This window comes from Bartonella sp. AP88HLJMH, assembly GCF_042195605.1.
In the GTDB taxonomy this organism is placed as follows: Bacteria; Pseudomonadota; Alphaproteobacteria; order Rhizobiales; family Rhizobiaceae; genus Bartonella.
The window spans coordinates 33,804-60,752 of sequence record NZ_JBHIOR010000008.1 but is presented as its reverse complement, the minus strand read 5'-3'; the positions used below and the strand labels follow the sequence as shown (position 1 = coordinate 60,752).

At 39.5% G+C, this 26,949-nt stretch carries 22 protein-coding genes and 1 other RNA gene; 10 read left to right on the top strand and 13 right to left on the bottom strand.

Annotated elements, in window-relative coordinates:
* Positions 1 to 106 precede the first annotated feature (106 nt).
* Positions 107 to 571 (top strand): helix-turn-helix domain-containing protein, encoded by a 465-nt coding sequence (locus tag ACFIMA_RS05345; protein ID WP_375693175.1) that lies wholly within the window; start codon positions 107 to 109, stop codon positions 569 to 571.
* A 341-nt stretch (positions 572 to 912) separates the two neighbouring features.
* Here ACFIMA_RS05345 and ACFIMA_RS05340 read toward each other — a convergent pair whose 3' ends face one another.
* The 9 genes from ACFIMA_RS05340 to purE form a co-directional block, all read right to left on the bottom strand.
* Entirely contained in the window at positions 913 to 1,734 is an 822-nt protein-coding gene (locus ACFIMA_RS05340; RefSeq protein ID WP_375613599.1) for a TIGR00282 family metallophosphoesterase, read from the bottom strand.
* An 18-nt stretch (positions 1,735 to 1,752) separates the two neighbouring features.
* On the bottom strand, positions 1,753 to 2,358 hold the full coding sequence (locus ACFIMA_RS05335) for a 5-formyltetrahydrofolate cyclo-ligase (RefSeq protein WP_375647699.1): 606 nt from the start codon (positions 2,356 to 2,358) through the stop codon (positions 1,753 to 1,755).
* 119 nt (positions 2,359 to 2,477) lie between these two features.
* Positions 2,478 to 2,651, bottom strand: coding sequence for a hypothetical protein (locus ACFIMA_RS05330; RefSeq protein WP_375693176.1), 174 nt, complete (start codon positions 2,649 to 2,651; stop codon positions 2,478 to 2,480).
* A gap of 257 nt (positions 2,652 to 2,908) precedes the next feature.
* Positions 2,909 to 3,069: non-coding RNA, 6S RNA (ssrS, locus tag ACFIMA_RS05325), on the bottom strand.
* Positions 3,070 to 4,153: 1,084 nt separating this feature from the next.
* The gene (locus ACFIMA_RS05320; protein ID WP_375613597.1) at positions 4,154 to 4,939 is read right to left on the bottom strand and encodes a tetratricopeptide repeat protein; all 786 of its coding nucleotides are present in this window, start codon (positions 4,937 to 4,939) and stop codon (positions 4,154 to 4,156) included.
* A gap of 157 nt (positions 4,940 to 5,096) precedes the next feature.
* On the bottom strand, positions 5,097 to 5,222 hold the full coding sequence (gene ykgO, locus ACFIMA_RS05315) for a type B 50S ribosomal protein L36 (RefSeq protein ID WP_004863016.1): 126 nt from the start codon (positions 5,220 to 5,222) through the stop codon (positions 5,097 to 5,099).
* A gap of 1,382 nt (positions 5,223 to 6,604) precedes the next feature.
* Positions 6,605 to 6,985 carry a hypothetical protein gene (locus ACFIMA_RS05310; RefSeq protein ID WP_375613596.1) on the bottom strand — a complete coding sequence of 127 codons (381 nt, stop codon included), beginning with the start codon at positions 6,983 to 6,985 and terminating at the stop codon, positions 6,605 to 6,607.
* Between the two features lie 1,379 nt (positions 6,986 to 8,364).
* Positions 8,365 to 9,540 (bottom strand): 5-(carboxyamino)imidazole ribonucleotide synthase, encoded by a 1,176-nt coding sequence (locus ACFIMA_RS05305; RefSeq protein ID WP_375693738.1) that lies wholly within the window; start codon positions 9,538 to 9,540, stop codon positions 8,365 to 8,367.
* Position 9,541: 1 nt separating this feature from the next.
* The gene (gene purE, locus ACFIMA_RS05300) at positions 9,542 to 10,039 is read right to left on the bottom strand and encodes a 5-(carboxyamino)imidazole ribonucleotide mutase (protein ID WP_375610656.1); all 498 of its coding nucleotides are present in this window, start codon (positions 10,037 to 10,039) and stop codon (positions 9,542 to 9,544) included.
* A gap of 821 nt (positions 10,040 to 10,860) precedes the next feature.
* On the opposite strand from purE, the gene ACFIMA_RS05295 reads away from it, so the two are divergent.
* Both ACFIMA_RS05295 and ACFIMA_RS05290 read left to right on the top strand, forming a co-directional pair.
* Positions 10,861 to 11,013, top strand: a complete 153-nt coding sequence (locus ACFIMA_RS05295; RefSeq protein ID WP_273790835.1) for a DUF5993 family protein — start codon at positions 10,861 to 10,863, stop codon at positions 11,011 to 11,013.
* Positions 11,014 to 11,023: 10 nt separating this feature from the next.
* A complete protein-coding gene (locus ACFIMA_RS05290) occupies positions 11,024 to 11,605 on the top strand; it encodes a disulfide bond formation protein B (protein WP_375613594.1) in 582 nt (193 codons plus the stop codon).
* 756 nt (positions 11,606 to 12,361) lie between these two features.
* On the opposite strand, the gene ACFIMA_RS05285 is transcribed toward ACFIMA_RS05290, so the two are convergent.
* Positions 12,362 to 12,604, bottom strand: a complete 243-nt coding sequence (locus ACFIMA_RS05285) for a hypothetical protein (RefSeq protein ID WP_375631866.1) — start codon at positions 12,602 to 12,604, stop codon at positions 12,362 to 12,364.
* Positions 12,605 to 13,135: 531 nt separating this feature from the next.
* Between ACFIMA_RS05285 and ACFIMA_RS05280 the strand changes: the two genes are divergently transcribed.
* The 4 genes from ACFIMA_RS05280 (at position 13,136) to yacG (ending at position 15,585) form a co-directional block, all read left to right on the top strand.
* Positions 13,136 to 13,279 carry a hypothetical protein gene (locus ACFIMA_RS05280; RefSeq protein WP_375631466.1) on the top strand — a complete coding sequence of 48 codons (144 nt, stop codon included), beginning with the start codon at positions 13,136 to 13,138 and terminating at the stop codon, positions 13,277 to 13,279.
* Between the two features lie 822 nt (positions 13,280 to 14,101).
* The gene (infA, locus tag ACFIMA_RS05275; RefSeq protein ID WP_004857577.1) at positions 14,102 to 14,320 is read left to right on the top strand and encodes a translation initiation factor IF-1; all 219 of its coding nucleotides are present in this window, start codon (positions 14,102 to 14,104) and stop codon (positions 14,318 to 14,320) included.
* A gap of 245 nt (positions 14,321 to 14,565) precedes the next feature.
* Positions 14,566 to 15,279 carry a Maf family nucleotide pyrophosphatase gene (locus ACFIMA_RS05270; RefSeq protein ID WP_375611669.1) on the top strand — a complete coding sequence of 238 codons (714 nt, stop codon included), beginning with the start codon at positions 14,566 to 14,568 and terminating at the stop codon, positions 15,277 to 15,279.
* Between the two features lie 21 nt (positions 15,280 to 15,300).
* On the top strand, positions 15,301 to 15,585 hold the full coding sequence (yacG, locus tag ACFIMA_RS05265; RefSeq protein WP_375611670.1) for a DNA gyrase inhibitor YacG: 285 nt from the start codon (positions 15,301 to 15,303) through the stop codon (positions 15,583 to 15,585).
* A 229-nt stretch (positions 15,586 to 15,814) separates the two neighbouring features.
* Here the strand turns inward: yacG and ACFIMA_RS05260 are convergent, their stop codons facing one another.
* Positions 15,815 to 16,846 (bottom strand): DUF3472 domain-containing protein, encoded by a 1,032-nt coding sequence (locus tag ACFIMA_RS05260; RefSeq protein WP_375613817.1) that lies wholly within the window; start codon positions 16,844 to 16,846, stop codon positions 15,815 to 15,817.
* Between the two features lie 457 nt (positions 16,847 to 17,303).
* Between ACFIMA_RS05260 and clpB the strand changes: the two genes are divergently transcribed.
* Complete coding sequence (gene clpB / locus ACFIMA_RS05255) at positions 17,304 to 19,883, top strand: ATP-dependent chaperone ClpB (protein WP_375611673.1); 2,580 nt, start codon at positions 17,304 to 17,306, stop codon at positions 19,881 to 19,883.
* A gap of 404 nt (positions 19,884 to 20,287) precedes the next feature.
* Here the strand turns inward: clpB and ACFIMA_RS05250 are convergent, their stop codons facing one another.
* Positions 20,288 to 20,659 (bottom strand): helix-turn-helix domain-containing protein, encoded by a 372-nt coding sequence (locus tag ACFIMA_RS05250; protein WP_375613820.1) that lies wholly within the window; start codon positions 20,657 to 20,659, stop codon positions 20,288 to 20,290.
* Positions 20,660 to 22,287: 1,628 nt separating this feature from the next.
* Between ACFIMA_RS05250 and ACFIMA_RS05245 the strand changes: the two genes are divergently transcribed.
* Together ACFIMA_RS05245 and ACFIMA_RS05240 are read left to right on the top strand one after the other, a co-directional pair.
* A complete protein-coding gene (locus tag ACFIMA_RS05245; RefSeq protein ID WP_375693187.1) occupies positions 22,288 to 23,523 on the top strand; it encodes an MFS transporter in 1,236 nt (411 codons plus the stop codon).
* 644 nt (positions 23,524 to 24,167) lie between these two features.
* Positions 24,168 to 24,563 carry a hypothetical protein gene (locus ACFIMA_RS05240; RefSeq protein WP_375613814.1) on the top strand — a complete coding sequence of 132 codons (396 nt, stop codon included), beginning with the start codon at positions 24,168 to 24,170 and terminating at the stop codon, positions 24,561 to 24,563.
* 1,662 nt (positions 24,564 to 26,225) lie between these two features.
* On the opposite strand, the gene ACFIMA_RS05235 is transcribed toward ACFIMA_RS05240, so the two are convergent.
* A complete protein-coding gene (locus ACFIMA_RS05235; protein WP_375677867.1) occupies positions 26,226 to 26,594 on the bottom strand; it encodes a helix-turn-helix domain-containing protein in 369 nt (122 codons plus the stop codon).
* Between the last annotated feature and the right edge of the window lie 355 nt (positions 26,595 to 26,949).

Genomic DNA, 26,949 nt, shown 5'->3' with positions numbered 1-26,949 from the left:
TTTGGTCGTATACGCAACGACCAAGAGGGATTCAAAAACCCCTAAAATCCGAGCGTAAAAATGAACCTACTCTTGTGGGTGTCCCGGGATTCCGGGAGTTTTTGCTATGTCCAGGTGCTCTCTAGCACTAAAAGCAAAAAAGCTGACTGAACTCAGTGTTTTTGACTCCCGGAATACGCATAAGAGGCGCTCGCAACCGGCAGGGGAGCTTGAAGTGAAAGCTAAAAATCCACACTTTAACGATATTTCGATAGGCAGAAAAATTCGCTTTAAAAGAACAATGCTGGGAATGTCGCAAAAGAAATTAGGCAGCCAGTTAGGGGTGACTTTTCAACAAATCCAAAAATATGAAAAAGGCTCTAATCGTATAGGAGCTGGGCGTTTACAGGAAATTGCTGATATTCTCAATGTTCCCATTTCTTTTTTCTATACGGATCTCTCAACAAAAGACAATGTCTTGTATTGCTGTGATGAAAGGATTTCAAGTAAAGAAGAGCACATCCTTTTGAAAAGTTTTAGAGAGCTCAAACCTAAAAAGCAAAAAGCAATTTTAAGATTAAATTTTCGTTAGAATCAAAAAAAAGATTAAAGAGGCTCTTGCTAAATAATAAATTATTATATAAAGCTTTTTCTAGAGAAGGGGGTTAACATTTCTCCTCCCCCCCCCGCAGAAATGTCCAAATAAAACCTCCTTCTCATCGTTTTAAAAATCACGAAAAATTTTATCCTTTATCCTTTATTTTTTTTAAAAGAGTGACTTATTTGTGCTAGAAAAGTTGCTGTATTAGGCAAATTGGAGGGCGGGGTGTTTTTAGTAGGGATTTGGGAAGGGCTGGAAAAGTCGTCTTGCCAAATAGAGTTCTCAAAAGGAAATCTTGGAAAGAAACTATCAAAGGGGTGGCTTAAAAGAAGCTACCAAAAATCCGGAACTTCAGGCTTTAAATGAGGACCAATCCGTACCGCCGAGACCTTTTCTGCTAAACCTGTGCGATCTGAAATCTCAACCGCTAAACCACAAAGGGTGGCAGGACCACATGCCGGTTCAAAACGATCTTGCTTCGTCTTATAAAGAAAACGGTGTAAGGGTTCTTCTTTATCCATTCCAAGAGAGGAGTTATAATCTCCACACATGCCTGCATCTGTTAAATAGGCGCTCCCACCTTCTAAGATCTGCGCGTCAGCCGTGGGAATATGCGTATGTGTGCCAACGATAACACTTACACGACCATCAAGAAAATGGCCAAAACATTGCTTCTCGCTTGTCGTTTCTGCGTGAAAGTCAAAAATAATCGTATCGGCTTGCTCCATCAACGAACAGGCAAGCAGAATATTTTCCGCTGTTTCAAATGGATCTTCTACTTTACACGGCATAAAAACGTTGCCCAACAGATTGGCGACAAGAACACGGGCGCCATTTTTTGCCGTAAAAACACCAGAACCTTTTCCAGGAGTTTCTTTCGAAAAATTGGCAGGGCGTAAAAAACGATCACTCTCATGGGCATACTGCAATGCTTCTTTGTGAGAAAAAGCATGATTACCTGTGGTGACAACATCAACACCGGTTATCAAAAGATCTTGATACGTTTCTTGTGTGAGACCAAAACCACCAGAGGCATTTTCACCATTTACCACAACAAAATCAAGCTGCCATTTCTCAATCAGTTGAGGAAGGTGTTCAAAAACAGCTTTACAGCCTGTGCTACCAACAATGTCACCTAAAAATAAAAAACGCATAGGCGCTTTAATCACATTTTAACATTTTAAGAAACCTTTTTCTGTAAAAATTCCTTGTACCTGTAGATCATATTCTGTCGGAGGAATAGAGGAAACCTCCTGACATGAAAATCCTATGCCCCATAATATCATTTGATGCCCTTGTTTTTCAAGAGCTGCAACAGCACGGTCATAGTATCCTCCTCCATAGCCAAGACGGTGACATTGACGATCAAACGCAGAAAGCGGAACAATAATATTATTGGGGGCAACAACGTCATTGTCTGCACCCGGACCAAAGGTGCCAAAACGCATGGGCTCTAAAATTGTGCTGGGCGAAAATGCACGGAAAATCATGGTGGTGGAATCAAGAACTGCTGGTAAGGCTAAATGCCCACCGCGTAACGCTACAGCATCCAGTAAAGGACGCGGGTCAATTTCCGATTTAATGGGCCAATAGCCTGCTAAAATGAGGCGTGAAAAATCGGTTCCCTTCTTTTCAAGGTATTCAATAAAGTGGCAACAAGCACGCTGCGAAAAGAGTGCACGCTCTTCTGTTAAAAGAGCATCACGACGCGATAAACCGTTTTTGCGTTGCTGTGTGCGAAGGGATGAAGCAGATTCATAGAGGGGATTATTTGTCATTGTCTCGTCAATTGTTTTATAAGATGCTGATATTTTATCCATTGTTGGCGTTTTGTAAATCTCTGTTAGGACAAGAGCTGTGCTCATGAAAAAAAAGCATGAAAAAAAGTGTGTGCTCTTTAGGGGGTATTTTGGTGCGACAAGCCGCTTTTGCGTTGCTGTGTGCGAAGGGGTGAAGCAGATTCATAGAGGGGATTATTTGTCATTGTCTCGTCAATTGTTTTATAAGATGCTGGTATTTTATCCATTGTTGGCGTTTTGTAAATCTCTGTATGGACAAGAGCTGTGCTCATGAAAAAAAAAGCATGAAAAAAAGTGTGTGCTCTTTAGGGGGCATCTTGGTGCGACAAGCCGCTTTTGCGTTGCTTGCGTGCGAAGGGATGAAGCAGATTCACAGAGGGGATTATTTTGTCAGTGCTGTTTGTTTTATAAAATAAAGCCTATCGTAATTTTTATTTCTTGAAAAGAGAGTATCGTCATTGGTCTTATGTAAAAGGACGCTCTCAATTTTAGCTGGAAAAATTTGATGTAAAAAAGTTATATAAATAAAGGGTGATCCACAACAGCCGATGGAAAAAGCTGATCCCGGGAACCTATACAAATAGGTGGGCGCCATATGAAAAAGCCCACGGGCTTGATCAGGGACAGCTCCCTTGGAGATCATTAAGGTCTCAGGAATACGTTATTTCCTGTCGAGAAGCGCAGAACACCCTCCTTAATATAAAACAATTTCAGAGCTTCTGCTAGAGATAAAATAACTTCGCTCTCTTCTTTTTCATGAAGTATTTCAGGAGAGATTGATGATATTGTCGGTGGTTGCTCGAAATGGCTGTATGATGGATGGCTTATTCAAAGTAAAAAAGCAAAAAATATGAGTGGGGGTGGGTGATTGAGTGACGCAGAACGGTTTATTGGCAATGGCTTGATTGGCTCTTTTGGGACAGTACTTGATTTTTATGTTTCGTGGTAATGCTTGGAGGAGTTTTGAAAGGAATATTTCTTATTCAAGGATGTTGGTTGAATTGGTGTTGCACCTTTGAAGTTTTTGCTTTGTGAAGCCATATTTCAGGGCTGTTTTATCAACTTTGAGGGGTGGAGGAGAGCCGATACGGTATGTGCTTCTATATGGTTGAAGCTCATAAATAAAAAACAGACGGTGATAGTTTATTAGAGGCGCTAAGCGATGTTTTAAGCTTTTTTCAAAAAGTATTTTTTGAGGATCGTGTTTACAATTTTTTTTATCCATGATGGAAGGTGTGAAAAGAAGAAACGGCGTGAAGAGGACTTAGGCGTGAAGCCCGTATGCTTGCTATGAGAAGAAATTCTGTAAGGGGCATATTGGAAGTGTTTGGACGCTGCCTGTAATACAAAAAAAGTTCAAATTCAAAAAAGGCACTGTCAATTGTGTGTGGGGGGTGTGGTTATAAGCAGGGGCAGTTTATTGAGTGGAATGTGAAGCCGGCTTGCGTCTTATCTAGGTTTGAAAGGATGCCGTAAAGTGTCTTGTTCTTGAATGGTTTTAAAGAGCTTGGGGTGATTGTTCGTCTAGCAGAGCTTGCACGCGCTTTTGAATCCTGCGCATTTGTGGAGTGTAATCCAATGCTGTTTCATCAATCTTAAGAGCCAAGTTTTGAACGCTCTGTTGCTTCCATGGTAATGGCTAAGTTTCAAAAAAAGACACTGTCAATTGGGGGGGGTTATAAGCAGGGGCAGTTTATTGAGTGGAATGTGAAGCCGGCTTGCGTCTTATCTAGGTTTGAAAGGATTCCGTAAAGCGTCTTATTCTTGAATGGTTTCAAAGAGCTTGGGGTGATTGTTCGTCTAACAGAGCTTGAACGCGCTTTTGAATCCTGCGCATTTGTGGATAGTAATCCAATGCTGTTTCATAAGCTTTAAGAGCAAGTTTGGGACGCTCCGTTGCTTCCATGACAACGCCAAGTTCAAAAAAAGCACTATAATTGCGCGGCTCAAGTTCAAGAGCATGGTTGAGATCAAGCAGGGCAAGTTTGAAATCGTTCAGTTGAATGTGAATCCAAGCACGCCTTACCCAAGCTTCAGCATGAGTAGGTAAAAGTGCAAGAGCATTATCAATATAATCAAGCGCAAGTCCATAATCGTCGCTGTTGAGTGCATTTTCAGCCCATGACATTAAAAGATCAATCGTCTCACTCCCCGATTGGGACCATAAATGTTGAAGTTGTTGACTGATCTTTTTCGCTTTAGCAACATCAGCACAATATTTCAATTCTTTGAGTAAACGTGAAATTTCTGCTTCTTTGCGTTGCTTAACTCTGTCAACATGGGAAAGCTGCTCTTTGTCAAGATCTTCAAGAATAACCGCCGAGGAATCAGAATCGGAGGGCGTTGAGGAAGGGGGAGGAGAATTGGGAATAAGATCATCTAATGGTAAAAGCGATTGTGGAGAAGGCCGATCTTCAGGAAGAGAAGGAGGATTTTGCCCATAGCTCGAGGGAACAAAACAAAAAACACCAACAAAAAAAAGAAAAAACGCACGCTGAAAAATACAGAAAAAACGCAGCTGAAAAAATCGAAAGGCTTTTAAAAAAATAGAAGAATCCATAAAAACAAGCCCCCAAAAGATAAATCACCAAATATTATCAAATACTAGACTTGTAATCAACGGACTTATAACCAAAAAAACGCAAGAAAATCTTTTTAAGCCTACAATCAAAGTAGGCATAAAAACATTGATCCTAAAGAAATTAGTCCTAAAAGAATTAGCCCTGACGTGCTCTAAAACGTGGGTTCGTTTTATTAAGAATATAAACACGACCCTTACGACGCACCAAACGATTGTTACGGTGGCGCTCTTTTAGTGCTTTAAGCGAATTTTTAATTTTCATCATATTCACCGTTTAAATAGTTTACGTAACACAATACTATAATACAATATTAAAACACGAAAATACAATATTACAACCCCAATAGACTGCTTACTCTATGAGCATTGCATTGCGATATCGTACTTGCATGATAACATCACACGATACACTTTTTCACTGTGATCACAAAAAGAAAAGCGCACTCTTAAGGTACGCATTAACCACTTCATTAGCACAACGATAAGTGAAAATTGCAAAAAAGTAAGAGAGATTTAACAAGAAGTCTTATTCTTGTCAAGGGTATATCCCTTACAAATTCCTTAGGGTGTGTTAAGGGTTGGCCTTGAAGGTAAAAATTTTCTCGTAAAAAAAAAGGACATAAAAAAGCACAAAGAGTGGAAAAAAGTAAAAGCTTCCTATTTGTGAGAAAATAATCCTGTTTTTTCGTAAAATATCATCGTTTAGTAAGGCTCATGTAAAATTTATAACATGAGGTGTTTTTTGTTCGTGTGTGAGGATATTCTTAAGGCTTATTCTTAAAACCTAAAAAATAAACCGCATGATGATGACGAAGATGATGAATTGATAAGGATAAATTTCTATTGTTCAGAGAAAACATAGTAAAATAAGAGTTTCGCATAGTCTTAAGGTTTTCTCATTGCAAATCTGTGTATCTTTAAGCATAGCATTCGCTGCTTGCATATCACAAGCGGGATTGATCTATGGTAAAGATACTTGAAGATAAGGAATAAAACGGTCTTTTATGAATGCTTTCAAATGCTAAGAGTGTTGTAACATTGGAGACTGGCAAAGCGGTATGATGAGGTTGGCGTTTACGCTTCATAAGTTTAAAGAGGGTGGTGCACTATGAATGTTTAAGCTATTACCGAGAGCTTTCACTCTATGACGGGGGCTACTGTTGTGAAGTGGTGGCAATGTGCATTGGCCAAGTGTTTCTTTAAAACAAGTGCGTAAATTGGCAACACAAGTGTCTTCTGTTTGAGGCTTTTTATTTTACGTGAGGGGTGAGAGGATGTTTGGTTTGGGAATGGATAAGCTTAGTGCTGTAATCATATCCTGTAATTATATCTTTGACGTGGAGATCAGGGACGGAGCGGAGCGCTCGGTACTTTTAATGAGGGATTAAATCTGTGCTGTTAGAGTGAAAGATTATGCATAAATTTCTCTTTTAAGGCAATAGTTTATGATTTTTTGCAACCCAATTATTTCTACGTGGGTGGAGTGCTGGATATTGTCAAACGGAGGGGGAATTCAAATTATCCGGTGAGGGAACCAGTATAGTGAGAATATACTTTGGCTCTTGAATGTGGATAGTTTGAATTCCTTTTAATATCCATGCTGTAGAAAAATTTGACCTTCCCAAGGGTGGTCTATGATGATGTTTATTGAAAGAGTGAAAGGTTCACATTGTCTGGCGATAAACGTAATAAAAGCATGTCATAATACCAATTTATATACATGTTGCAAATGCCAAAGAGAGCTGACGTAATGATCATTGGTATCCCGATCGATAGGGGTAATGACTCTCTTCCTACTGCGAGGTATGTTAGACAAAGAATTCCTGCCATTAATAAAAAGCCTATCGCTAGGATTTTCGTTACGAAAACAATGGGTTTACGAAAGGTTAAAAGAAAGAGGAACAACATATGTCTAAATGGACCCCCTTTACGTTTTTGAGGAGGAACAGACTGTGCCTCATTTAAAGTTGCTTCCTTATTTTCATTGTTTTCATCTTTGAGTTTGTTTGAAGAGATACCCTCCATTATTTTCCCCTTTTGTATGGTATTTTTGCTATAAAAAGATCTAAGTTTGTGCTGAACGTTAATCACATATTAAGATAAGATACAAGCGAAATTATTTTATTATTGTTAGAAGTGAAGTATTTTTTCGCATAATGAGCGTTTTAAAGGCAATGATAGTGTTAAAATAATAGTATTAAAAAGTATAGTTTAGCTTTATCAGGATAATAAAATAAACATTTATATTTATAAATTATTAGGTGCTCTTGAAAGAAGCTTGGATTGAGAAAAATTGTGGGAACTTCATGAAGCGCTGGTCTGTTGGGGGTGACGAATGTCATTGCTGAGCAGGATTAGAGAGTTACAGACAATCTCTTATGGGTGGTTAAGAATATGCGTAAACAAAGTGCGTTTACGATAAGGGGAGTTCATAAAGAATTGTGCGAGATGCAATAAAGAGATGCCATAAAACCAATGCGCATTATACGGTGGTGATGCACCTTATAATTCATTGTTTTAACAGGATTAAAAGGTAGGAAAATGGATGCGCTGAAAAGAGAGGGGGCGTGAGAGAAGAAAAATTGATCTGAAAAGAAGAAACTTAAGCCTTTGGGGAGAAGTTCAGGAAACCTTTTCGAGGAATGTGTTGGGGGGAATTAACGAAAGGAGAAAATCTTCTATCCGTTGAAGGAAAAAGAGAGAGGAGAAAAAGAAGAAAGTTGCTATGCTGGAGGGGGCTATCGTCTGGCTGATATTGGGCCGAATTCTCGAGAGTTGTTTGGGGAGAGTAATACGTTTTACCTCTTTGCAGCGATTTTATGGAAAACAAAACGATGCTTTTGTGAAAATGCTTTTGTGAAAAAATGAACATAAGAAGAGAAGCTAGAGACAATAAAAGCGCAATCATGGGGATTGGTATCTATGGGGTGCAATAGATCAGTCTATTTCTTAAAGATTGGCATTAAAAGAAAAATGAAGGGGCTGCGTATGTTATAGGGGAATATTTATGCTGTGGGAGGTGGAGGGGTAGTGAAATTGGGGGCTGGTGGATTGTTTTTAGCCGTGGGGGGATATTTTTGAGAAAAGGAAGAGGAGAAGAGCTAGGGGGTGGAGTTGAAGGGTTGGGAGCGCTTGTTGTGCTGCTTGGATATCGGTGTGGAGTGAAGCTTTGTTTTTGAGGGCGGATGAGATGTTCGTGTAGGATGAAGCGGTTTGGAAGGGGAAGAGGTGATGTTTTTAAGAGAGAAGGAGCTTGTAGGAGGGCTTCACGCCCTTTCAGGGGCGAATTAAAAGGTTAGGGGGGGGGGCGCTTTTGAAGCCGCTGGATATCGGTGTGGGGGAGAGGTTGTTTTTTCAGTTCATTTGGGGGAAAAGTGTGAAAAAGTATTTGTATATATGTGGGCTTAAGATTTGTTGGCTGGTCCCAGTAATTGGATGATATGCCCCATTTTGCGGTTGGGGTGAACAGTGCTTTTGCCATATAAATGGATCGATGTGCGCTCTTGCTTCAGAAAATATTTTAACGTGCTAAAATTGTTACCAAGAAGATTGGTCATTTGGCAATCGCTATGGCGATAGGGACTACCTAAGGGAAGTCCGCAAATAGCACGTATATGCTGTTCAAATTGTGAAGTTATGCATGCCTTTTGTGTCCAATGACCAGAATTATGGACACGCGGTGCTAATTCATTCACTAAAAGATGACCATTCGTTAAGACAAAAAGTTCAATACAAAGAACACCAACATAATCGAGGGCATCCATGACTGTTACACTGATTTCTTGAGCTGCTTTTTGCACGTCAAGTGGAATATGTGATGGAACAAAGGACTTATGAAGAATACCATTTTTGTGTTGATTTTCAGGGCAGTCATAAAAAATATGTTCTCCTTGTTTTGTACGTGCCGAGAGAACCGAAATTTCCGATAAAAAAGGAACTATTTCTTCCAAAATACAAGGCTGTTCTTGAAAAGTCCTTAAGGCTTCGTCAAGGGTTTGTTCATCTGGGTGATCAAGCTTGATCTGGTTTTTCCCGTCATAACCAAAACGACGCGTCTTTAAAAGACCACGTCCGCCTAAGGTATCAAGAGCGGAAAGAATAGAAGAAGAATTGTCAACAGCGTGCCATAACGCGGTGCCAATCCCTTGATCACGCAAAAATTGCTTCTCAAAAAGTCGATCTTGCGTGATCTCTAATGCTTTGGAAGAAGGATAAACAGGCTTACTCTTTTCTACATATTGAACCGTTTGAAGCGAAAGATTTTCAAATTCATAGCTGACAACATCACACTGAGAAATAAAATGATCTAAAGCTGATATATCGTCATAGGAGGAAACAATATGGTTGTTTGCTGTTTGAGCGGCTGGGCAATCGGCTTCAGGGCAAAAAATAACGGTTCGAAATCCTAATTCTGCGGCCGCTATGGCGAGCATCCGCGCTAATTGTCCCCCCCCGATTAAACCAATGACGCTGCCTGGAGGTAACATGGTGAAGGGAGTGGTGTTGGACGAGGTGGTGTTGGAGGGAGTGGTGTTGGACGAGGTGGTGTTGGCTGAGGAGGTGTTGAAAAACGGTGCCATTTTAAACCTCCGTTACAGGCGTTTGGGCGACATTGGCTGTTTGTTGTTGACGCCAATCTTCTAATCGTTGGGCGAGATCATGGTCATAAACGGCCATAACGGCTGCGGCTAAAAGTGCTGCATTAATTGCGCCTGCTTTGCCAATTGCTAATGTGCCGACGGGTATCCCTGCTGGCATTTGCACGATTGAAAGCAAAGAATCTTGACCAGAAAGAGAGTGAGAATGCACTGGAACGCCAAAAACAGGAAGAGGAGTAAGGGCTGCTAACATACCTGGAAGATGCGCTGCACCCCCCGCACCGGCAATTAAAACTTTAAACCCTGCTTCTTTTGCTTCTTTTGCAAATTGATAAAGGCGTTCAGGAGTTCGGTGTGCTGAGACAATATGCGAACTATGAGAAATACCAAGATTCGTCAAAATATCTGCACTATGGCACATCGTTTGCCAATCCGATTGGCTCCCCATTAAAATCGCCACATCACATGATTTTTTCATCATTCTCTATCCTTTTCAAAGGTTCAATGCGATTCTTTATCATTATTTTTTTAAAGTTTTATATTCTTTTTGCAAAGCCAATTGATGACAGAGAAACAGTTATTTTTCAAATAAGGTGGAAAGCTAAAAATTTAAAGGGGATCTCGAGAGATGAAAAACTAAAGTATTGAAGGCATGAAGCACTTCTTGTGAGCGGGGAGGGTAATGTCACGGGGTGGCGTGGGACCCATGAGGCTGTTGAGCTTGCGGTATTGTCTTTTATTTAAGATAAGAGGGAAAAGTGTATTGGGGAAAAGCCATTGATTATAAGTTTTTTTTTAAAAAATGTCTTATTTTTTATTTGCTAAAATAAACAAGATCACCATATGATATAAAATCTGTTGCAATTTGAAACATTGCTTATGAGAAAAAGAGATTTTTATGTCAAAAATGTGTTGCAAAATGAGGATATTCTTTTGAGAAAAAAAGAGATGTATATCTCTCGATTTCAAAGCCTATTTATTTTGTTGTTCAAGTGATTCTTTTGTGAGTGGGGGATATAATCTTTATAGGGGATATAATCTTTATAATTGTCGATATATCTTTAACAATGGCTGATATAAGGGGAAGCGAATAATCAACGCTTTTGTGCTTTTAACGCTTTTGTTGAGATGTGCTTCTGAGCGATTATATCGTTTTTTCACTTAAATATAATGGCAATATCAATCGCGAGTGACGAATTGTGAATAATAAATCCATGGTCTCTTTTTTGCCCAATTTTGTAATATGGTGAACGCTGAAATAAATAAGAGTTAAACAACGGATGTAAAGGAGATTTAAAAGCTATGTTTCTTCCATTTTTAATCGCTTTAGGTACTGCAGTAACGACTATGTGTGGTAAAAAAAATATAAGTTATGCTTTGTGGGCAATTTTATTCGTTGTCATTCTTCTCACTTTCAATCATCACGCAACTTCTACTTTAAATTTATCTTTTTGAGAGAATAGCCATGGAACATGTTGAACAAAAAAATCCTCACTTCGTCATCTTTATGAATACGCTAGGACTCTTTGGGTTATCTATTGTCTTGGTGGTGGCTTTTTATTATCAATTGGTAAAGTTTGAGTTACCTTGTCCCCTTTGTTTGCTGCAGCGCGTTGGATTGATGCTGGCAGGTTGTGGGTTCTTACTCAATATTCACCATAAGGTGAAAAATACCCATTATGGTATGGTTATTCTTGGTTGTATGGTAACCAGTGCTGTGGCAGCACGGCAAGTGTTTTTGCATATCACACCCGATGATTTAGGATATGGTTCAACGTTCTTTGGATTGCATTTTTATACTTGGGCTTTCATTATTTCTGTCCTTTGTATCTTTGCTGTCTCATTTGTCATGATTTTAGGCGAGTTGGCACACAAGTTCAAAGAATTTTCTCCTTTTCCAGTCTTGAGTAAAGCGGCAAGTTTTTTATTTGTGTTTTTGATTGCGGCAAATTTGATTTCTACCATACTGGAATGTGGTGGTGGACAGTGTGCCGATGATCCTGTAAGGTATGAATTGTTATCAAATTGGTTCCCTTCACAGTCTTGAAATTTTTTAATAATCCCTCATCATAATTTTTATTGTTAAAGAGGCGGAAATATTTAAGAATCCGCTTCTTTTTTATTTATTGGGAAGACATTTTAGCAAGATTGTTCGATAATCTGATCTTTTATACCAACGCTGGCTTTTATGAGCGCTGGCGATTGATATTTTTTTTAGCGAAGACTTGTATTGTGAACCTTTTATGCTGTCTTTTGAGAGAGATGAAGGGATTGATTGGCTTGGAGGCGTTTGTAGAAGAAGCCCCGGACTTTTGAGCCGCGTGGGTTAAGAAGCCTCGTTTTTTAAAGGTGCATTAACGATAAAAATTTTTTGTTCTTGATTTTTCTTAACATTGTGTTAAATTGATCTTTGTATTCATTTTGGTGCTTCTAAAGCGTTTTTATTGCTTCTAGAGGGATTAATTTAAAATTTTGAAAGTTATGTGAATAATTTTCTGCAGAGGTTTGTTTATTAGAGGCAAACCTTTTTTTTTTATCTAAGTTTTAGATGTTTTCTTTCAGTGTGAAGCCTTTTTTAGAAAAAGGTAAGCGTCTTGATGATGACTCTCTTCTTTATTAATATATTGATTTATAATAATAAATAACCATTTTTTTACCGTGAAGCGCGTTGCTGAATATAATAAAATTTTTCATCACCAGTTCTCTCATATTAAATCAATTAAAATTACTTGGCTTATACATCATAAGTGGTGGGGCGTGCATGTGGGTCAAAACTGTACAAGAAAGGCATGCCTTTAATGAATTATCTCTTGAACCGAAGGCTGTCTGCAACATTGGGAGCTGGCAGAGTTTTTGTGATGATGCCGGCCTTGTTCTTCCATAAGCGTAAACGTGTTTTTCCATACGCGTAAAGATAGGGGAGGGCTGAAAGGATTTTATATACTTCATGGGGGCTTACCATTTCTTTACGGGCGGCGTTTTGCAAAATGGGTGTGATGAGCGTTGAGAGATCTTTCTTTAAAACAAGCGCGTGAATATGCAACACAAGTCTATTCCTTTTGGTGCGTTTTGTATTACGAAAAAAATTGATTTATAAGAATGAGTTATCGTTGTGGATGTTGAACGAGAAAAACGAAAAGCTTCTCTTATTTCAAACTTTCTTATAGTCAATTAATTAAATGTGCTCTTCTACGTTACAAAAAAGCACTGGGTGTAAATAAAAATTCTTTTAAAAGTCGTAAAATGCTTCTTATGCCCCCTTTTGATCGTTAGAATTTTTCGAAAAATTTTATGCTGCTCAATACAATAATAGGGCGGTTTATATCTATGATTTAAGTGAAAATAGGGGGAGTTAGATGAAAAGGGAGGCGAGATTTTAATGACAGTTGTTGAAAACGTTATTGTGTAATGCATTTTTTACAGATTTTCTGCTTTCTGTAAATACGTAAAAGCGTAAAAACGGAAATGTGCAAAAAAGGAAGCTGGGACTTTATGCGTGGTGTATGATTTTATCATGGCATGGAATGTGGAGAGATAAATGGGGAAAGAGTTTCTGTGAATGGAGTGGTAAGCTGGGATGAAGCGGAGGGAGATTGAAGGGAGAAGAGAGTGTGGGGGCGGAATAGGAATGAACAGACTAGAGGGGGTAAGAGGCGGTGGTGCGAAGGGATGCGTGAAGGATGGTGTGAAGGAGATAGCGCTTTGCTTTTATGGTACTTGATGAAGTGGTGTCATTTGAGGGGAATCTGAAGTCCGTGGGTGGGTGATCTGAAGTGTGCTTGGGGGAGATTGGCTAGGCAAGAAGCTGGGGTAATACTATTGTTTATAGAGTGGTGCGGTGTGGAAGTTTCATTTGGCTTTATTCTGTAAATACGTAAAAGCGTAAAAACGGAAATGTGTAAAAAAGGAAAAGGCTTTATGTCGTTAGAGGCGTTGTGGTTAATGATACGCAATGTATAGGGATCGTGTTTTCGAAGGTAGGAAGAACAACATAAATGGAAAGAGTGGCTTAGAGGAAGCGTGTGAAGAGAGAAAAAATGGGGAAGGCTGTATGGGAAATGCGTAGAGTATGAAGTGTGGGGCAGTGAAGCATGTTGTGAATGGTGTGTGAAGAATGGAGAAGGTTTTTGAGAAAAGGAAGGGCTTCTGGCGTGGGGGGAGTGGTGTTTATCTGAAGGGCACATGTTTAAGGTGTGGAAGGTGAGGAAAAGTTGGAGAGAGGATGATTGTTCGTAAGTTGTGGAGGGATTAGTCAGAGGTGTTGGGAAAATGCTTTAGGGGAAAAAATTAGCGTAATTTCTTGTCACACTGAAACCAAAATCATCATAAAAATTGAAGGAAATTAGCGGGTAAAATTGGTGGAAAAAAAGTTTTGATTCTTAAGGTGTGGGATGACGTTTTTTGAGAACATGAGAGAGTAAACTTGAAAAACCTTTCCCTTTTTGTGGAATTTTTATTCACAAACTTAAGAAAATAGGATATGAACGCTGGAAATAACGCGCAGCTTAACAAAATATGTGCACTGTAAAGGAAATGTTTGTTTATGTCAAAAGAAGAAGTTTTAGAATTTTCTGGTATCGTTACTGAACTCTTACCTAACGCGATGTTTCGTGTGAAACTGGAAAATGATCATGAAATTATTGCCCATACCGCTGGTAGAATGCGGAAAAATCGTATACGGGTGTTGGCCGGTGATAAAATCATGGTGGAAATGACACCTTATGATTTGACAAAAGGGCGTATTACATATCGCTATAAGTAGCCTCGTGGGTGGCTTGCACTTTTTTCTAAAAGCTATCATATTATTTCTATTATTTTTTAACAGTTTTTTAGTTTGCTTTTCATGAGTGAAAAAAGGGGAGTGTTTGAAGAGCCTTGAAAAACTGTAAAATCGATGCGGAAAAAGGATAAGGAGATCAATAGCGCTTAAAAGGGAGGCTAAAGGGGCGCTTAAAAGGGGGCGCTTAAAAAGGGGGTGAGAGGGAAGTCAATTTTGAAGGGGTGGAAATGAGAAATATAAGAGAGTGGGGGGAAAAACGTTTGGCAGATACTCTTACAGAAGAAATTCATTTGGTGCTTGCCTCCGCTTCGCCAAGGCGTTTAGCGCTCTTGGCACAAATAGGGATTGATCCCCAGCAGGTTTATGCAAGCGATATTGATGAAACGCCAAAATTAAAAGAACATCCTGCAAACCTTGCCAAACGTTTGGCAAAAGAAAAAGCACTGAAAGCCCAAAAAATTTTGCGCTGGTACAGTCAGAATGGTCAAGACGAGTTGCAGAATGGTCAAGAAAAATTACCTGGACAGAAAATGATTATCTTGGCGGCTGATACGGTGGTGGCTGTTGGGCGGACCATTTTCCCCAAACCAGAAAGCGAGGATGAGGCTTATGAATGTTTACGATACCTTTCTGGGCGTTCGCATAAGGTCTATGGTGCCATTTGTGCGCTCAATGAACGTGGAAAAATAACCGTAAAATTGGTTGAAAGTCGTGTTCGCTTTAGACGCTTAACCTCTGCCATGATGAAGGCTTACCTTGCTTCAGGAGAATGGCAAGGGAAAGCGGGTGGCTACGCTATCCAAGGAAAAGCAGGGGCTTTTGTTGTCCATATCACGGGTTCTTATTCTAATGTTGTGGGATTGCCTTTGGCTGAAACAGCCGATCTCTTGACCGCTTATCACTATCCACTTTTCACTCACTGGGCTGAACAAACGCATTAGAAAAACTTTAAGGTAAGATCAATGCAAGGTGAAAAGCAACAAAAAGAGAAAAGCAAAAATGAAAAAAAAGCAACAGAAGAAAAGTTAATGAAGAAGCCAATGACAAAGGTGTGCCAAGAACAAAAAGAGCTAAATTTGCAAAAAGAGACCCGTCCTCCGCATCCTTGTCCTATTTGTGGTCAGATGTCACAAAAATCTTCTTATCCTTTTTGTTCCACACGGTGCCGAGCTATTGATCTTAATCGTTGGCTTTCAGGCTCTTATATTTTACCACCCCCACCACAAGTAAGTGATGAAGAAGAATAAAGGATAGAAGAGGGAGGTGAGGATTTTATTAAAGGGTGTTGTGGTTTTGAAAGGGGGTGAGAATGGAGAAAATGCCCTGGAAAGTATGATGATGAGGTGAGCTAAAGGGATGAGAGTAGGGCTCGAAAAAATAACTGGGAAAGGGAGCCGTGGTGGGGAAATGAAAAAAAACTTTCTCACCCCCAGTTGTTTTCAAAGGGGAGTGAGGGGCTTATCAAGAAGAAAAAAGCTAGTTTCTTTTCATAATCTTCCAAGTTTTTCCATCAGACATATACATAATCTTTTGACCTGTGGTTATCTTTTGTGTGCCGTGAGTGGTGTGAAGCGTAGAACTGAAAGCCGCTAGATGATCTATAAAGATTGATTTCCACTTAAATGAATCAGGAGATGGCAAAAAGATATTGGGTGCCCAAGAACGATTTTTTGAACGAATAACGACAAGCTCTTTTTGTTTCAAAACGTTAGAAATTGTTTCTGCAGACAGATCTTTCTCATTGGAAATTTGTATTTCTGGTTTAGTAGTAGGCGAGGCTAAACCTCCAAAGTCGCTTATACTTGTCATGCAAAAGTTGGATGTACATGATGTTTGGATGAAGTCAGAATCTTGACACTTTCCTTGATTAGAAGCTTTCAGACTCCCTTCGTGTAGCTTGTTTTGTTTTATGCCTTGAGGCTCAAAAAAAATCGAACTTTGCGGACTTAAATCATAACAGGAGGAGAGATGTCTCTTCCAACGAGAATGGTCTTCAACAAAACTTGAAGATTTACGGAGTTGTCCAAATGTATTTGGTACTTCTATGGTCCCAATATTCACTTTTTTACCCGTTATAAAATCGACTACTGTCGCTGTAACTAGATTTCCATTTTTTTCAACATATAATCGATATCTGCGTCCCATCTCCCATGGAAAGTTAATTTCACATCGTACTCCTGAACCTTCCTGAGTAAAATGCTTACATGTATTACCCTTCCATCCCGTTGCATTCCAGATAGAAAAATGAATGGTACGGCCGCTCCTGTTGAAAAAACCAATTTGTCCACTTTTTCCATTTTGGAATTCAAATTTATTTCCCCAGAAATAGATGGAGTTAGGTCCACCATCGTAATTTACTTGCTGGGTGAAAACAAATAGATCAAATGATGCATTTTTAAGCCATTCATGCTCTATTGTAATAACTTTGCCGGCAAAAACGGCATAGCTTGGTTTACTTATCAGAAGGAATAAAAGTATTAAAATAACCTTTTTTACAGTATGGTACATACTCAAATCCTCTATCTTAATAAAAATAGTGTAACTTTATAAGTATTAAAGCATATATTCAATGTTTTGTTAAGTAAAATTAGAGAAAATACTTTAATGTTTACTCTAAACTATATGCTGTAAAGACTACTTTGTTTAAAGTGTTTTTGCATGCTCCTTTTCTGCTGTTCAAATTTAAGTTTAATGGTGGAATTTAGGGGTGATGGTTTAAAAAGGGGAGTGATGATGGGGGGTATAAGAAAAGTTGCGGTTTTTATTTAAAATGATAGCGTATTTTTTTTCTCCCTCTTGCTATGAGGCTTGTAGAAACCCATATTCTTTTTAGCACTATGGTTCTTCTTCATGCTGCTTTTTTCGCGGTGTTTTTTAGAGGCTGGAAAATCCTTTCTGGATGTTTCTTTTGTGGAATATTGGAGAGGTTAAAGTGTGGTGATGGCTTGAGATTTAAGGAAAAAAAATGAACTTGGAAAAATATAGCGAACGCGTGCAGGGTTTTTTACAATCAGCACAAAATAGCGCTCTTGCTTCTGATCATCAGCAGTTTATGCCGGAGCATTTCCTGAAAGTGTTGTTAGACGATTCTCAAGGATTGGCTGCATCGCTTATCCAAAACGCTGGTGGTGATCTTACTCTTATTCAAAAGGCGCTAAAAGAAGCACTTGATGCTTTGCCTAAAGTGCAGGGGGGAAATGGACAGCTCTATCTTTCGCAGCCATTGGCAAAAGTTTTCGCGCTGGCTGAGGATATTGCGAAAAAAGCCGGTGATCAGTTTGTGACCGTGGAGCGCATGTTGCAAGCGCTGATCATGGAAAAGACCGCAAAAACAGCCGATATTTTAACAAGTGGAGGATTGACCCCGCAAGCGCTTAATCGGGCAATTAATGCGCTGCGGAAAGGAAAAACAGCAACAAGCCCCCATGCTGAAGGACAATATGATGCCTTGCAAAAATATGCCCGGGATCTCACAAAAGATGCCCGTGAAGGAAAACTCGACCCTGTGATTGGGCGGGAAGAGGAAATACGCCGCACTATTCAGGTGCTTTCACGGCGGACCAAAAATAATCCTGTGCTTATCGGTGAGCCTGGGGTGGGGAAAACAGCTATTGTGGAAGGGTTGGCATTGCGCATTGTTAATGGCGATGTACCTGAAACTTTGCGGGATAAACAGCTTCATGCGTTGGATATGGGAGCGCTTATCGCTGGTGCAAAATATCGTGGGGAATTCGAAGAGCGCCTTAAAGCGGTGCTGGCAGAGGTGCAAGCTGAAAATGGTCAGATCATTTTGTTTATCGATGAATTGCATAATCTTGTTGGCGCTGGAAAATCTGATGGTCCTATGGATGCTTCTAACTTGTTAAAACCTGCTCTTGCGCGCGGAGAACTCCATTGTGTGGGCGCTACTACGCTCGATGAATATCGAAAATATGTCGAAAAAGATGCTGCTCTTGCACGCCGCTTCCAACCTGTCTTTGTACCTGAACCCTCTTTGGAAGATACTATTTCTATCTTGCGCGGTATTAAGGAAAAATATGAACAACATCACAAAGTGCGCTTGGCTGATAGTGCTTTGATTGCGGCGGCGCGTTTGTCTAACCGCTATATTACGGATCGCTTCTTGCCGGATAAAGCTATTGACCTTATCGATGAAGCGGCGGCGCGGTTGCGCATGCAGGTCGATTCAAAGCCGGAAGAACTCGATGCTGTTGATCGGCGTATTTTACAGTTGAAGATCGAACGGGAAGCTTTGAAAACAGATGTCGAGCCAACAGCAAAAGAACGTTTGGAAAATGTGCAGGAGGAACTCAAAACATTGGAACAACAGTCCGCTGAGATGACAAGTGCTTGGCAGGCTGAGAAACAAAAATTAGGGCATGCTGCTGATTTGAAAAAACAACTCGAAGAAGCTCGTAATGCTTTGGCTATTGCACAACGTGATGGACAATTCCAACGCGCTGGAGAGCTCGCTTATAGCGTTATCCCTGAACTCGAAAAACAATTGAGTATTGCGGAAAATGATGACCAACAAAATCATCTCGTTGAAGAGACGGTTACTGCTGAACATGTGGCGCGGATTGTTTCACGCTGGACCGGTATTCCTGTTGATCGAATGCTGGAGGCAGAACGGGAGGCGCTGTTGCGGATGGAAGATGAAATTAGCAAACGTGTGATTGGGCAGGGAGAGGCTGTGCAAGCTGTTTCTCGTGCTGTACGCCGCGCGCGTGCAGGGTTGCAAGATCCCAATCGTCCGCTTGGCTCTTTCATGTTTTTGGGTCCTACTGGTGTGGGGAAAACCGAATTAACCAAAGCTCTTGCCGCTTTTCTTTTCCAAGACTCCAATGCCATGTTGCGCATCGATATGTCGGAATATATGGAAAAACATGCTGGGGCGCGGCTGATTGGGGCACCTCCTGGATATGTTGGATATGAAGAGGGGGGGGTGCTGACCGAAGCTGTACGTAGAAGACCTTATCAGGTTATTCTGTTTGACGAAATTGAAAAAGCACACCCTGATATTTTTAATCTCTTGTTGCAAGTGTTGGATGAGGGACGCTTGACTGATAGTCAAGGACGTACCGTTGATTTTCGCAATACCTTGCTGATTATGACTTCTAATCTTGGTGCTGAGTTTTTAACTGCTTTGCCTGAAGGGCAAACAACCGATCAGGCAAAAAATGATGTTATGAATGTCGTTAAAGCGGCTTTCCGTCCTGAATTTTTAAACCGTATTGATGAGATTATTCTCTTTCAAAGGCTGCAACGTCACGATATGGAAGCTATCGTCGATATTCAGATAGAGCATTTGCAAAATTTGCTCAATGAACGCAAAATAACTTTGCAAATCGAGCCAGAGGTGAGAAAATTTCTTGCCGATAAAGGCTATGATCCGCTCTATGGTGCGCGTCCGCTTAAACGGATTATTCAAAAAGAAATTCAAGATCCACTGGCGGAAAACATCTTATTTGGAAAAATTCACGATGAGACAACGGTGAAAATTACAAAACAAGGAGATCGGTTGGAATTTTTGCCTGAAGATTAAGTTTGGAAAAATTCATGGTATAAAGGGCGGTGATAATCCTATTATGTGATAAACACCGCTCTTTGAAGCGTGCTGATTTAGAAAAATTCACGATGAGACAGCGGTATTTTATTGCAAAGCAAAGGGAGTGGCTGGTGTTTTTGCATGTTAAATCAGCGTTTTCGAATATCGTAGGATTCTTTTACTTCTGTTTGTCGTGAAAACTATTTTCTTGCAATGTTATAAGTGAAGTCACAAGCGGGATTGCTTTATTGCTTTGTGCGTAAAAACGTTAAAGAGAAATGCCGTTTATCCGCCGTAAAACATTGCTCTTTGAAGGGGTGTGGGGAGCTGATCTGAATTTGACTTAAGGATGTTTTATTGTTTGATATATTAGCAAATAACGTTGATCGTTGCTCTTTTTCCTAATCAGAAATCAACCACAAGATTGCTTTTTGTTTTTTCGGCTGGAGGTCTCTAAAGTTTTTCAAAAGAGTGTGTTCTTTTTCGCTATAGGTTTCTTGATCACGGAGTGGGGTATTTTCTTTTGTTGAGATATCTTCTTTTGTGGCAATGTCTGCATAAAAAAAGTTCATAGGAACTTCTAGTTTTTGAGCGATTTCTAGTAAACATTTGGCACTTACACGGTTTAAGCCTTTTTCGTATTTTTGGATTTGTTGGAAACTGACACCTAAATGGCTTCCTAATTCTTTTTGGGAAAGTCCTATTGAAATGCGTCTGTGACGGATTCTTTTGCCTATCAAAATGTCGATAAAATGTGGATTTTTAGTTGGCACTTCAAGCCCCCCTCCGGTTGCGAGCGCCCTCGCATTGGTATTCCGGGAGGTTGAAAATACTGAACCTAAATCAGCTTTTTGCTTTTAGTGCTGAGAAGCACTTGGACATAGCAAAAACTCCCGGAATCCCGGGATACCCGCAAAGCGGGATAAATTTATGTTTAGGTTTCGGGTCTTCAACTCCCTATTGATCGTTGCGTGGACGATCAAAATCACACTTTAAGTGATAAAGTAATTTCAGAAGATTAGCAAGAAAAATCAAAAATTTTCTATTCTATTTATGCCATAAAACACTGCTCTTTGAAGGGGTGTGAAGAGCTAGAATATTTGAGGGCAGGCCTTGATTTGTTGAGCCTGATGAAGTGTTGTCGTTTGAGGGGGGTGTCTGAAGACTGTAAGGGTACTAGGCAAAAAGCTGGGTTCGTTTATAGACTATTGTTTATAGAGTGGTGCGGGGTGGTGAACCTTTCGTTGGCTTTGTTCTTTAAAGATGTAAAAGCGTAAAAACGTATATCCGTAAAAGTGAAGTGGGGGATTTATGGATTTATATATTGTGCGTGTTTTTGGTCATGGTATGGAATGTGGTGCGAGAATTGGGGGGAAGTGTCTTCGTGAATGGAAGTTTAGAGGAAGAGTGCTGTTAAGTTGTTAAGTGTGTGATGGGAGAAAAAAGGGGGAATGGAGGATGAAGAGAGTGCGCATGGATAGGAGGAGAGTGTGGATAAGAGGTGGTGGTGCGAAGGGATGAAGGATGGTGGTTTAAGGAGATAGGGCTTGATTTGTCGAGCCTGATGACGTGCTGTCGTTTGAGGGGGACGTCTGAAGACTGTAAGGGGTACTAGGCAAAAAGCTGGGTTCGTTTATAGACTGTTGTTTATAGAGCGGTGTGGGGTGGTGAACCTTTCGTCGGTTTCGTTCTGTAAAGATGTAAAAGCGTAAAAACGTATATCCGTAAAAGTGAAGTGGGGGATTTGTGGATTATATATTGTGCGTGTTTTTGGTCACTTTGGGCTTTTGGGGGCGTGGAATGTGGTGCGAGGATTGGGGGGAAGTGTCTTCGTGAATGGAAGTTTAGAGGAAGAGTGCTGTTAAGTTGTTAAGTGTGTGACGGGAGAGAAAAAGGAGAATGGAGGATGAAGAGAGTGCGCATGGATAAGAGGAGAGTGTGGGTAAGGCGGGTGTTGCAAAGAGATGTGTGATGGATGGCGGCTATCAGAAGATAGAGCTTGATTTGTTGAGCCTGATGACGTGCTGTCGTTTGAGGCGTGGGTGGGTGTAAGCTTTATTTTGTGGGGAAAGCTGCTTTTTGACGTGGGATTGTAGATTAGTGCTGGTTGGGAATTTTCATTCTTTGAAACGTGGGGCGGAGGTCAATGTAATAATATGGAAGATTGTGATCTCATAATTTTTACATTCTTTCTTTTTTAAAGCAAATAAGCAAGAAAAATTAATATATTACTTGATATTAGAGTAAATGCTTATATCAAGAGGAGTATTTCTTTAAAAATTTTCACTTAACTTATTAAGCGATTTATTAGAATAAAAGACTCTTCTGAAGTTCATATCACCAATTGTATCGAAGGAAGTGTAACTTTAAGTGTAGAAAAGTTTAATATCGGATGGTTGATATGAATTTGTTTTTAAAAAAGAGTCCATTAGCTCTTTTTTGCTCTCTCTTTATTTCCAAAGTTGGTGATTATGCTTATGAAGTTGTTTTTATTTTACTGGTCTTAGAATTAACAGATAACACCTTTTTTACAGGTCTTGTGTATTTTTTTCGATTTATCCCTTTTCTCTTTTTTGGCCCTATAGGAGGTTGGTTAGCGGATAATTTTTCTTTGAAGAAAAATATGATCTTAAGTGAAGTTGTTAGATTATTAGCTTCATTGTTTGTTTTTATAACTTATATAACAGGTACGGCACATATCATTGTTCTTATTTTTGCAGCAATATGTACAACGATAGGAAGAAGTATTTTCCAACCAAGTTTTCAAGCTGCTATTCCCAGAATGTTTTCAATAAAAGATCTTACAAAGGCCAATAGCATTGCTCAAATTATCATGGAAACGGCAGCCGTCATTGGCCCTTTGGTTTGTTCCATACTGCTTTTTTTAGCAAATAAATCGGCAGTACTCATTTTTGATTTTTTTACCTATTTTATATCTATTATCATGTTATTTAATCTCATGAATTTAAATTCAAGCGAGAATAAATCATTCAATTTTATAAAAATTTATCGAGAAACAGCTTCATATCTTAAATATATTTCTACAGAAAATAATAATTTATTTATTACGCTCGTTGGCTCATCGTTTGCTATTCTCTTTACGGGTGCAATTTTAAGATTTTTAATTCCAGCTTTTGTTCTTTTTGTGGGGGGAGAGGAAAGCTTTGTGAGTTATATTTTTTCTCTCATGGCTGTTGGAACTATTGTTGGTGGTTTGTTATATAGTAAAATTATATTAAATATTACATCGTTGAAGCTCATGATATTTTGGCTTCTTTATGGGGTTATTCTGTTTGTTATGCCCTTCGCTGCAGAAATTTATTTAAAATTCCTTCTCGTGTTAGCATTTGTTCTAGGATTTATTGGTGCCTTTGTGGATATTGGTTTAGTCTCAGCTATTCAATTATATTCTCGTCGTGAAGATTTTGGTAAGAGCTTTGGAACCTTTTCAACTTTAGCAAACTCTGCGGAAGCAATGTCTGGCTTTATTGCTGGACTTTTGGCACTCGTGGGATTGTTAAGCTCTTTTTTAGCTATGTCCGCATTAATTATTTCCACCGGAATTATTGGCGTTGTAAAAATTAAGAAAAATAAAGATGTAACACCCCTTAACACGACAGTCGATGATGACCATTGATATATTTGATATCTCCATGCCTTTTCTTTTTTCTAAAGACGGTTCGCTCATTATCTTATTCATGAGGTAAAAACACTGCTCTTTGAAGGGGGTGATCTGAAACGAATGAGTGGTCAGTGGTGGAAACTTGCTAGGCAAGCATTTGAATTCTTTACAGACCGTTGTTTATAGAGTGGTACGGGGTGGATGAAGCTTTCCTTGGCTTTGTTCTGTAATGATGTAAAAGCGTAAAAATGTGAATCTGTAAAAGTGAAGCGGAGGATTTATGGGTTCATATATTGTGCGTGTTTTTTGTCATGATATGGAGGGGTGAGAAGGATTGGGGGGAAGTGTCTTCGTGAATGGAGGGGAAATGAAGGGTGCTGTGCGTTGGTTTATGTAATGCAACACACCATGAAAGTAAGTATACATATACTATATGCTTTACATGTGTTTTTTCGTACTTTTAACATATATATTTTGTGTCTTAAACATAAGCTTTGAGTACTATGAGAGATGGTGGTCGTTTTTTTAACAAGCGAGAAAGTGATTAACTAATGCTTGATAGTAAAGCAGTATGTTGTTAAGGCTATTCTTTGAAAGGAGGCTCTTATTTCTGGTGTAGGAGCTTCTCAGAAGAGAATGCAATTAATAGGGGAGTTAAGATGTCAAAATATTTATTTCCGTTACCGCTTGTATTGGTGGCAGGTTGTGCATCTATCAGTAATTATTCATCAAGTTATGTCAGTCCAAATATTACGAAAGATGATGTAAAATTAATTGCTAACGATTTTGTTCGTAATCTTAAAAAACCTTTACCGCCCGCTACAACAACACTTATTGTGAAAAAAAATAAAACAGAAGACAACTTTACTCCTGTATTTATTGATCTCTTGCGACGGAATGGATATAACGTGATCTATACAGATCAACCAAACAAACAGCAAAATGGTGTAATCTTGACTTATCAAATAACGCCAATAAAGACAGGTATCTTGTCTATGGTTTCTTATGATGAGGTTGGAGTAACGCGTTATTATATCCGCACTTATAATCGATGAAACCCCTTTGCCGGTTTGTCTCAAAAAAGTAGATAATGAAGAAATGTGTTTCAGGGGAAGTGTTGGGATTAAATTAATCAATAAAAATTTGCAGATGTGAAAATTACATATTCAGATGACAGTTATTCGTCGTCTCGTTTACAATTTCGGTGTTGTAACGAAGAAAGATGTCGTTTTATCTGTTTGCAATCTTTCATGTTCTGTCTCAGTTATATAGCGCTTTTATCGTTTCTGTCTTATAGAAAATTACTTTCTGTTCTACGGCTCTATATGCCAATCTAATAGTCAGATCTAAACAATCAAATTCATATGAACTCTTTACAGAAATCTGTTGTTTGAGATTGTTGGAAAGGTGTTTTGTTTTTATCAAATTGTCGCGTGGTGGTTTGGGAGTTTCCTTTGGCTGCGTTCTGTAAAGATGTAAAAGCGTAAAAATGTGAATCTGTAAAATGAAGCGGAGGATTTGTGCTTTGTGAGAGCTTTTATTATGGCATGGAATGTGGTGCGAGGATTGGGGGAAGTGTCTTCGTGAATGGAGGAGAAAGTTGGGATGAAGAGTGCTGTTAAGTTGTGAGTGTGTGATGGGAGAGAAAAAGGGGGAATGGAGGATGAAGAGAGTGTGCGCATGGATAGGGGGGAGAGTGTGGGTAAGGCGTTGGTGCAAAGAGATGCGTGAAGGATGGCGGTTTTTAAGGAGATAGGGTTTGATTTGTCAAGCTTGACGAAGTGCTGTCGTTTGAGGAGGGCGTCTGAAGACTGTAAGGGGTACTAGGCAAAAAGCTGGGTTCGTTTATAGACTATTGTTTATAGAGTGGTGCGGGGCGGTGAACCTTTCCTTGGCTTCGTTCTGTAAATGTGGAGAAGCGTAAAAATGTGAATCTGTAAAAGTGAAGTGGGGGATTTGTGCTTTCTGAGAGCTTTTATCATGGCATGGAATGTGGTGGGAAGGATTGGGGGAAGTGTCTTCGTGAATGGAGGAGAAAGTTGAGATGAAGAGTGCTGTTGAAGTGCGTTTTCTGGAGAAGAGTGTGTGGGGAATGGCTGTGAACAGATTGCAGAGTTGATGTGTAAAGAGATGTGAAGAGAAAAATCTCGTGGTGGGCGTTTATATTCTATGGGGAGCTTAACAATTATAGTTGCATCTATATTTGTATGGGGGATATCCGTGAAATGGGTGTGAGAAGCATTGAGAGGTGTTTTTTTAATAAGTGGGTGAATGAGCAATACAATGAAAGCCTATTTAGAGGGGAAATCCTATTTAGGGGAAAGCCTATTTTAGCTCTTGTTGTTTTAGACATTGTGTTTTGTATGAGGGGCATTTTGCAGAAAAGGTGTTTTGAGGGATGTGGCTCCCTTAAAGAAAAACACAAAAGTATCAAAAGAAAAATATAAAAACTTGACAAGGTAAATGTAAAAAGGTATCATAATGATACAATCGGAATTGTGCGTTTAAATCAGAAGAGATCTCTTGATAAAATTCTGTGAGAGGGGTGGGGATGTTTTTCCAAGGTTTTGGTGTTTTTATCCTATTTTGAAGTTTGTTATCCTATGATGTCGTAAACCGGTGTCGTAAACCGTTTTTTGAGATGTGGTGATATCAGGCGGGCAAGGCTTTAGGCTGAGGGGAATATTGGCAACGGATGTCGATTGATGGGCTTTTGTCTAATCAGAAATCAACCACAAGATTGCTTTTTGTTTTTTCGCTTCGAGTTCTCTAAAGTTTTTTAAAAGGGCGTGTTCTTTTTCGCTATAGGTGTCTTGATCGTGGTGTGAGGCATGTTCTTTTGTGGGAATATCTGCTGTTAAAAGGTCCGCATAAAAAAAGTTCATAGGAACCTCTAGTTTTTTAGCAATTTCTAGTAAACACCCCGCGCTTACACGATTAGATCCTTTTTCGTATTTCTGGATTTGTTGAAAACTGACACCTAAATAGCTTCCTAATTCCTTTTGAGAAAGTCCCATTGAAATGCGTCTATGGCGGATTCTTTTACCTATTGAAATATCATTGAAATGTGAATTTTTAGTTTGCACTTCAAGCTCCCCTCCGGTTGCGAGCGCCCTCGCATGAGTATTCCGGGAGTTTGAAAGCACTGAGCTCAGCCAGCCTTTTGCTTTTAGTGCTGACAAGCACTTGGACATAGCAAAAGCTCCCGGAATTCCGGGATACCCGCAAAGCGGGATAAATTTATGTACTGAGCGTTCGGGCTTTCAAATCCCTATTTGACCGTTGCGTGGACGATCAAAAACACAGATCAATTCATAAGGCAATTTCAGAAGATTGGCAAGAAAAATCAAAATAATTTCAAAGACTATAAGATTGGGTACTTTTTAAAAAAGTGCGAAATCTGGATTTTTAGTTTGCACTTCAAGCTCCCCTCCAGTTGCG